Source organism: Polynucleobacter sp. IMCC 29146 (assembly GCF_021395195.1).
Classification (GTDB): domain Bacteria; phylum Pseudomonadota; class Gammaproteobacteria; order Burkholderiales; family Burkholderiaceae; genus Polynucleobacter.
The window spans coordinates 132,333-139,521 of the sequence record NZ_JAJVCR010000008.1; the positions used below are offsets into that span (position 1 = coordinate 132,333).

The following is a 7,189-nucleotide window of genomic DNA, read 5'->3' on the forward strand; positions in this document are numbered from 1 at the left end:
CGAAGCGTCTGCAGCTGCTGGGGAAAGACGTGATTTTGACTGGCTCACCATAAGGCCCTTTTAAAGGATGTCAATAGAGCTTGATTTTAATGCGTTTGCACAAATGGCTCAATAATTCTAGCTTAACGATTGACTTCACTTCTTCCGCATCGGTATACTTGCCCCCTATGAAAATTATCGGATCCCTCACTAGCCCCTATGCGCGTAAAGTACGCATCGTCCTTGCTGAAAAGAAAATTGAAGCCGCACACGTGCTTGAAAATGTCTGGGACGCCAAAACGACCATTAGCGAAGTGAACCCCCTGGGAAAAGTACCTTGCCTCATTATGGAAGATGGCGGCGCCATGTTCGACTCACGCGTGATCGTTGAATATGTTGACACTTTAAGCCCCGTGAGTAAATTAATTCCCACTGCTGGGCGAGAACGCGCGGCAGTAAAAACATGGGAAGCGTTGGCCGATGGTATTTTGGATGCGGGCATTTTGGCTCGTTTAGAAGCCACTTGGCGACCCGCTCCCGAACAAAGTGCAGCGTGGATTGACCGACAAATGGGTAAAATTCAAACCGCTTTGCAAAGTATGTCTGCCGGTTTAGGTGATGCCAACTGGTGCTGTGGCAATCAATTTAGTTTGGCTGATATTGCGGTTGGCTGCGCCTTAGGCTATTTACAGTTTCGTTTTCCACAATTGCATTGGCAAACCCAATATCCCAATCTCGCGCGTCTGTACGCTAAATTGGCGCAACGCCAATCGTTTATTGAGACCTCGCCGCCGTAATAATTCCCCCGCCTAAACAGACTTCACCTGCGTAAAGCACGGCTGATTGTCCTGGGGTAATGGCCCATTGATTTTCAGTGAAGTGCAAATCAAATGTGTTTGCACTATTTGCACTTACTAATAAGCTACATGGTGAATCAGTTTGACGGTAACGGGTTTTTGCCGCATAGGCAGTTTCCTCCATTGGCGCAGTACCCGCCACCCAACTGGCCTCCATCGCTTCTAAGTCTTGACTTAAAAGCCACGGGTGATCATGGCCTTGGGCCACAAATAAGGTGTTACTGGTCATCTCTTTTCGAGCTACGTACCAAGCATCACCAGTACCATCTTGACTACCGCCAACGCCAATACCCTTCCGCTGGCCTAAAGTAAAAAATGCTAAGCCCATGTGCTCGCCTAAGACTTTGCCGTCAGTTGAGCAAATTAAACCGGGTGTACGTGGCAAGTATCGATTTAAAAACTCGCGAAAAGGACGTTCACCAATAAAACAAATTCCCGTTGAATCTTTTTTAGTAGCATTAGGCAAACCAATGTCAGCAGCAATCTTACGCACTGCTGATTTCTGCAGCTCACCCAAGGGAAATAAAACCTGACTTAATTGCGCTTGGCTTAAGCGATGCAAAAAATAACTTTGGTCTTTGCTGGCATCAAGCGCCTTTAGTAACTGAACTTGCCCATTGTTAGTTTGGACGCGGGCGTAATGTCCAGTCGCAATGAAGTCAGCGCCAAGGCTCAGCGCATGGTCTAAAAAAGCCTTAAATTTAATTTCAGCGTTACACAGCACATCGGGGTTAGGGGTACGACCAGCAGCATATTCGCGCAGAAAATCGGCAAACACCCGCTCACGATACTCAGCCGCAAAATTGACTGCCTCAACATCGATTCCAATCAGGTCGGCTACCGACACCACATCCAACCAATCTTGCCGACTTGAGCAATATTCGTCATCGTCATCGTCTTCCCAGTTTTTCATAAACAGGCCGACGACCTCATACCCCTGCTGCTTGAGAAGCCATGCAGCCACTGCAGAATCAACCCCACCGGACATCCCCACCACCACTTTTTGGTGGGTTTTCGGCCGGCTAAGGGTGGTATTTAAGGGGAAATTGGCAGGCATCATCAAAAAAATGCGAAAATTCGGATTAAGTTTTTAAGAGCTCATTGTAAAACCCCGCCCTTTTCCCCTCGATATCTTCATTATGGGATCAGAAAATTGTCGGGATACCTGCAATTAGCATCTACCTTAAAATAGATTTTTAAAAATTCGCTTTTGGAGACAAGCCATGCGCATTGGAGTGCCGCTGGAAACAAGACCTGGAGAAACTCGGGTTGCCGCTACCCCAGAAACCGTCAAAAAATTGACTGCTCAAGGACATCAAGTTGTCATCCAAAGTGGTGCTGGTATTGGCGCAAGCCAACCCGACTCTGCTTATGAAGCAGTTGGTGCCTCGATTGGCAGTGCTGCCGATGCCTTTGGCGCCGAAATTGTGCTTAAAGTACGAGCACCCCAAGAGGATGAGTTAAAGCAATTAAAGTCAGGCTCGGTTTTAATTGGCATGCTTGATCCCTTTGATAATGCTGGCATTTCTGCCATGGCAGCGCAAGGTATTACCGCCTTTGCACTCGAAGCGGCGCCACGCACTACTCGCGCTCAAAGCATGGATGTGTTGTCTTCCCAGGCCAATATTGCTGGCTATAAAGCTGTTCTCGTAGCAGCAAATGAATATCAACGCTTTATGCCGATGCTGATGACCGCTGCTGGCACAGTGAAAGCGGCGCGTATTTTGATACTCGGTGCTGGGGTTGCAGGGCTACAAGCTATAGCCACCGCTAAACGTTTAGGCGCAGTAATTGAAGCCTCCGATGTTCGCCCTGCCGCCAAAGAACAAATCGAATCACTTGGCGCCAAGTTTGTCGATGTCCCTTTTGAAACGGATGAAGAGCGTGAAATTGCTAAGGGTGTTGGCGGTTACGCGCGGCCGATGCCGGAATCGTGGATGAAACGTCAGGCAGTACAAGTTGCTGAACGCGCCCAGCAGGCCGATATTGTGATTACTACCGCCTTAATTCCAGGACGTAAGCCGCCTGTGCTTTTGCACAGTGATACCGTGGCCAATATGAAGCCTGGCTCAATTGTGATTGATCTAGCTGCAGGCCGCGGTGAAAATGGTTCAGGCAATTGTCCATTAACTCGAGCTGACCAAATTGTCATCAATCATGGTGTCAAAATTATTGGCTACACTAATTTACCCAGCATGGTCGCTGCCGATGCTTCTGCGCTGTATGCGCGCAACGTGCTCGATTTTATGAAACTAATCGTCACCCCTGAAGCGCAATTAGTCATTCCGGCTGCTGCCGATGACGATATCGTCGCCGCCTGTCTCATGTGTCGTGATGGCCAAGTTATTCGTACCAATTAATTTTCCAAGGAATTCGTCATGGATTTAGCTGCTTTCCAAAGCCTTCTCACTGTGCAAAACATTACTGTTTTTGTGTTAGCCATTTTTGTTGGCTATCACGTCGTCTGGAATGTAACACCTGCATTGCACACACCACTGATGGCGGTAACCAATGCGATTTCAGGGATCATCATTGTTGGCGCCCTCTTGCAAACTGAGGTCATCAATGGCAGTGAAATTACTACCACCAGCCTGATTGGTGCGGTAGCCGTTTTTTTAGCATCAATTAATATCTTTGGTGGCTTTATGGTTACACGCCGCATGCTCGAGATGTTTAAGAAAAAAACCCCTAAGAGCGAATAAAGAGCCTATTCATGTCAAATATCACCGCCCTCTCTTACCTCGTTTCCTCCATTTTATTCATCCTTGCGCTGCGAGGACTCTCATCGCCAACGACCTCACGCCAAGGAAATACCTACGGCATGATCGGCATGCTTTTGGCCGTTATTACTACCTTTTTCTTGCCCGACTTCAAGCCAGTCTTTTGGTTAATTGGCGCAGCAATTATTGGTGGGGCCATCATTGGTACGCTTGCAGCTAAACGCGTACAAATGACGAAAATGCCTGAGCTCGTGGCACTCATGCATTCATTTGTTGGTTTATCGGCGGTCTTAATTGCAATTGCTGCTGTCTTGCATGTGGGCCAAGAACATACTGGCGCACAAAAAATTGAATTATTTATTGGCGCATTTATTGGTGCCATTACCTTTACTGCCTCGATCGTTGCCTTTGGAAAACTTTCTGGCAAAGTGAGCGGTAAACCAGTCACCTTTAGCGGGCAGCACTTACTTAATTTAGTTTTAGCATTATCAATGCTGGGTGGCGGTATTGCTTACTATCTATTTGATAGTCATAGCGCTTTCTTAATCATGTGCGGTATTGCTTTGGTCTTGGGTGTGACACTCATCATTCCGATTGGTGGTGCCGATATGCCAGTTGTGGTTTCCATGCTGAATAGTTATTCAGGTTGGGCTGCAGCAGGCATTGGCTTTACGCTAAATAATCCCGTGCTCATCATCGCTGGAGCATGTGTAGGTTCATCGGGTGCAATTCTGTCTTACATTATGTGTAAGGCCATGAACCGCTCAATCTTAGCAGTCTTGCTCGGCGGCTTTGGCGCCGAAGTATCAGCCAGTGGCGATGATGATGGTGCCCCTAAAAATTATAAAACTGGCTCGCCAGAAGATGCAGCCTTTTTAATGAGTAATGCTGATACTGTCATCATTGTGCCGGGATACGGTCTAGCTGTGGCGCGTGCTCAACACGCACTGAAAGAGTTGACTGAAAAACTGACCCATCATGGTGTTACGGTTAAATACGCCATTCATCCTGTAGCTGGGCGGATGCCTGGCCATATGAATGTGTTGTTAGCCGAGGCTGAAGTACCTTACGATCAAGTTTTTGAAATGGAAGATATCAATAGCGATTTTGGTCAAGCCGATGTGGTGCTTATTTTGGGTGCCAATGACGTGGTTAACCCAGCCGCCCGTACTCCAGGAAGCCCCATTTTTGGTATGCCAATTTTGGAAGCGTTTAAAGCGAAAACCATTATTGTTAATAAACGCTCGATGGCGGCAGGCTACGCAGGCCTCGACAACGAGCTCTTCTACATGGATAAAACCATGATGGTCTTCGGGGATGCCAAGAAGGTCGTTGAAGATATGGTCAAGGCTGTGGAGTAAGGCTGTTAAGCCAGTTGATATAAGGCTGTAAGGGAGATTTAAAAGGGCTTGTCCAATTCCTGTCCAACTGGAGAGGAAAAATGGCATCCATTCGCAACCGCAACGGTAAGTGGCAAGCCCGCATCACCCGCAAGGGTCAACAACCCATCGCAAAGTCTTTCCTAAGCAAGCAAGATGCTGAACGCTGGGCTAGGCAAGTCGAAACTGAAATCGATAAAGGTTCGTATACCAATCTGGTCTTAGCCGATAAGTCACTCTTTAGGGACGTGATTGAACGATATATCCAAGAAGTAACGCTAACAACCAGAAGTATGCGGGAAGATACTTTTCGACTACGTGCGTTGGCTAGGCATGCCATAGGCAAACTCAAGATGACAGCTCTAACGCCCATCAAGGTTGCCGAATATCGGGACGAGCGTTTGCAAGTCGTCTCGGCAGGAACGGTCATTCGGGAATTGAGTTACTTTTCTTCCATCATTAACCACGCCAGAAGAGAATGGGGTATTAATATGATTAATCCCATACCGCTTGTTAAAAAGCCTCCCAGTCCTCAGGGTCGCAATCGCATCCTGTCCGCAGACGAACTAAGCCGCTTATTTGACGCTCTTAAACCCCGAGCGAAGAACGCCAATATTTGGCTGTTACCGCTAACTAAGTTTGCTCTTGAAACTGCCATGAGGCGAGGCGAACTATTGGGTCTGCTTTGGGAACGCATAGATATTCAAAGGCGTACTGCCCATATTCCCTTAACTAAGAATGGCACATCCCGTACCGTTCCGCTATCCCATGCAGCAATTGAAATACTATCTTCGCTTCCCCGCAATTTGAAGGGGCAAGTATTTCCCGTAACCAGCTTTGCCCTATCCGCAGCAATTGAGCGGGCTAGAACAAAGGCAAAACTGAGGAATTTCCATTTCCACGACCTACGCCACATGGCAATAACTCGTCTCGCAGAAAAGTTACCAAATCTGATTGAGCTATCAGCAGTCTCAGGGCATAGGAGTTTGGCAATGCTCAAACGGTATTACCATCCCAATGCAGAACTTCTCGCTCAGAAAATTGCTTAAGTAATAAACCTTATAGGGCGTTTAAACGCTTTACCTATTTTTTTATTTCATAGTATTTCATCACATCAATAAAGCGTTTAAACGGTCAAAGTCTAAATAAACAGGGAGTAAATCTTATTTGAAAATTTCTAGCTCAGCGTTTAAACAGCAACAACAAAAAAATTACCGAAACAGTAGTTTTCAGACAGGTTAATAAGTAAAATAAGAGTGTGTAAGCCATTGCAGTTGGTTTACTTAGTGGGGCTTAAATGAATTCATTGTTTGTCCGCCAATTTATTGGGGACGTAATTATTTATGAAAGTTAAGCCCGATGAAAACAAATCAAACTGAAATAGATGTTAGTAAGATCGAGATTGATTGGGGTCAATCCCACCTAATTCCTGCTGGCGAATATCAAGCGGTGTATGTTACTCACGAAGCGACTAACGGTAGCTTTGGACCCAAATTAAAAGTTATTTTTAGGATTGTTACTCAGGGTCCCTACTTTGAAACCTTAATACCCGCTTGGTACAACATCAAAGATGGCTCTACTGGAAAGCGTTGTGGCGGGGGGTGTACTAAATTTTGTGTAAACGGTCTAATAATGGGTAAAAGCCCACTCCATAGGAGTAATGATGATGACCGAAGCAGCAAAACGAGCAGTACCCCAAGAACTCATTGATAGCCTGCTGGCAGACTATCAAAAGCCAGAAGACCTCATTGGCGAAAATGGCCTACTTAAGCAATTAACCAAGCTACTAGTAGAAAAAGCCTTAGAGGCCGAGATGAACACCCATCTGGGCCATGATAAAAATCAGCCCATCCAAAATACTACCGGCAATGCTCGTAATGGCAAGAGTCGTAAAACGTTAACGGGTGAGTTTGGCCAACTACCCATTGAGATCCCCAGAGATCGCCAGGGTAGTTTTGAGCCCCAACTCATTCCCAAGCACCAAACCCGCTGGGCCGGTTTTGATGAGAAGATTTTGTCCTTATACGCTAGGGGCATGACCGTTCGAGAAATCCAAAGCCACTTAGAGGAGATGTATGGAGCTGAGGTCTCGCCTACCCTCATCTCAGCTGTCACTGAGGCTGTAGTCGAAGAAGTTAAAGCGTGGCAAGCTAGACCTTTAGATACGCTTTACCCCATCATTTACCTAGACTGTATCCATGTCAAAGTCAGAGACTCGGGTGTGGTTAAAGCCAAAGCGGTCTACCTAGCGATT

8 protein-coding genes are annotated in these 7,189 nt (G+C 46.6%); 7 read left to right on the plus strand and 1 reads right to left on the minus strand.

All coding sequences use genetic code 11. The annotated features are described in order from the left end of the window. The first annotated feature begins 167 nt into the window (after positions 1 to 167). Complete coding sequence (locus LZT22_RS10390) at positions 168 to 776, plus strand: glutathione S-transferase N-terminal domain-containing protein (protein WP_233925138.1); 609 nt, start codon at positions 168 to 170, stop codon at positions 774 to 776. Here the strand turns inward: LZT22_RS10390 and mnmA are convergent. After that, positions 754 to 1,893: a tRNA 2-thiouridine(34) synthase MnmA gene (mnmA, locus tag LZT22_RS10395; protein WP_233925139.1), complete on the minus strand. Its 1,140-nt coding sequence runs from the start codon at positions 1,891 to 1,893 to the stop codon at positions 754 to 756. The genes LZT22_RS10390 and mnmA overlap by 23 nt on opposite strands. Positions 1,894 to 2,059: 166 nt before the next feature. On the opposite strand from mnmA, the gene LZT22_RS10400 reads away from it, so the two are divergent. The 6 genes from LZT22_RS10400 to LZT22_RS10425 all read left to right on the plus strand — a co-directional run. Further along, complete coding sequence (locus LZT22_RS10400) at positions 2,060 to 3,196, plus strand: Re/Si-specific NAD(P)(+) transhydrogenase subunit alpha (protein ID WP_233925140.1); 1,137 nt, start codon at positions 2,060 to 2,062, stop codon at positions 3,194 to 3,196. An 18-nt stretch (positions 3,197 to 3,214) separates the two neighbouring features. Continuing rightward, complete coding sequence (locus LZT22_RS10405) at positions 3,215 to 3,538, plus strand: proton-translocating transhydrogenase family protein (protein WP_233925141.1); 324 nt, start codon at positions 3,215 to 3,217, stop codon at positions 3,536 to 3,538. An 11-nt stretch (positions 3,539 to 3,549) separates the two neighbouring features. Next, positions 3,550 to 4,917: an NAD(P)(+) transhydrogenase (Re/Si-specific) subunit beta gene (locus LZT22_RS10410; protein WP_233925142.1), complete on the plus strand. Its 1,368-nt coding sequence runs from the start codon at positions 3,550 to 3,552 to the stop codon at positions 4,915 to 4,917. An 80-nt stretch (positions 4,918 to 4,997) separates the two neighbouring features. Next, on the plus strand, positions 4,998 to 5,984 hold the full coding sequence (locus tag LZT22_RS10415) for a site-specific integrase (protein ID WP_233925143.1): 987 nt from the start codon (positions 4,998 to 5,000) through the stop codon (positions 5,982 to 5,984). Positions 5,985 to 6,294: 310 nt separating this feature from the next. Next, positions 6,295 to 6,645: a hypothetical protein gene (locus tag LZT22_RS10420; protein ID WP_233925144.1), complete on the plus strand. Its 351-nt coding sequence runs from the start codon at positions 6,295 to 6,297 to the stop codon at positions 6,643 to 6,645. Beyond that, positions 6,602 to 7,189 (plus strand): transposase (locus tag LZT22_RS10425; protein WP_233925156.1); only part of this gene is annotated, 588 nt, incomplete at its 3' end. The genes LZT22_RS10420 and LZT22_RS10425, both read left to right, overlap by 44 nt.

Coding starts and splice junctions, on each gene's coding strand:
- LZT22_RS10390 (WP_233925138.1), top strand. CDS start 168: ATGAAAATTATCGGATCCCTCACTAGCCCCTATGCGCGTAAAGTACGC.
- LZT22_RS10415 (WP_233925143.1), top strand. CDS start 4,998: ATGGCATCCATTCGCAACCGCAACGGTAAGTGGCAAGCCCGCATCACC.
- LZT22_RS10400 (WP_233925140.1), top strand. CDS start 2,060: ATGCGCATTGGAGTGCCGCTGGAAACAAGACCTGGAGAAACTCGGGTT.
- LZT22_RS10410 (WP_233925142.1), top strand. CDS start 3,550: ATGTCAAATATCACCGCCCTCTCTTACCTCGTTTCCTCCATTTTATTC.
- LZT22_RS10420 (WP_233925144.1), top strand. CDS start 6,295: ATGAAAACAAATCAAACTGAAATAGATGTTAGTAAGATCGAGATTGAT.
- LZT22_RS10405 (WP_233925141.1), top strand. CDS start 3,215: ATGGATTTAGCTGCTTTCCAAAGCCTTCTCACTGTGCAAAACATTACT.
- mnmA (WP_233925139.1), bottom strand. CDS start 1,893: ATGCCTGCCAATTTCCCCTTAAATACCACCCTTAGCCGGCCGAAAACC.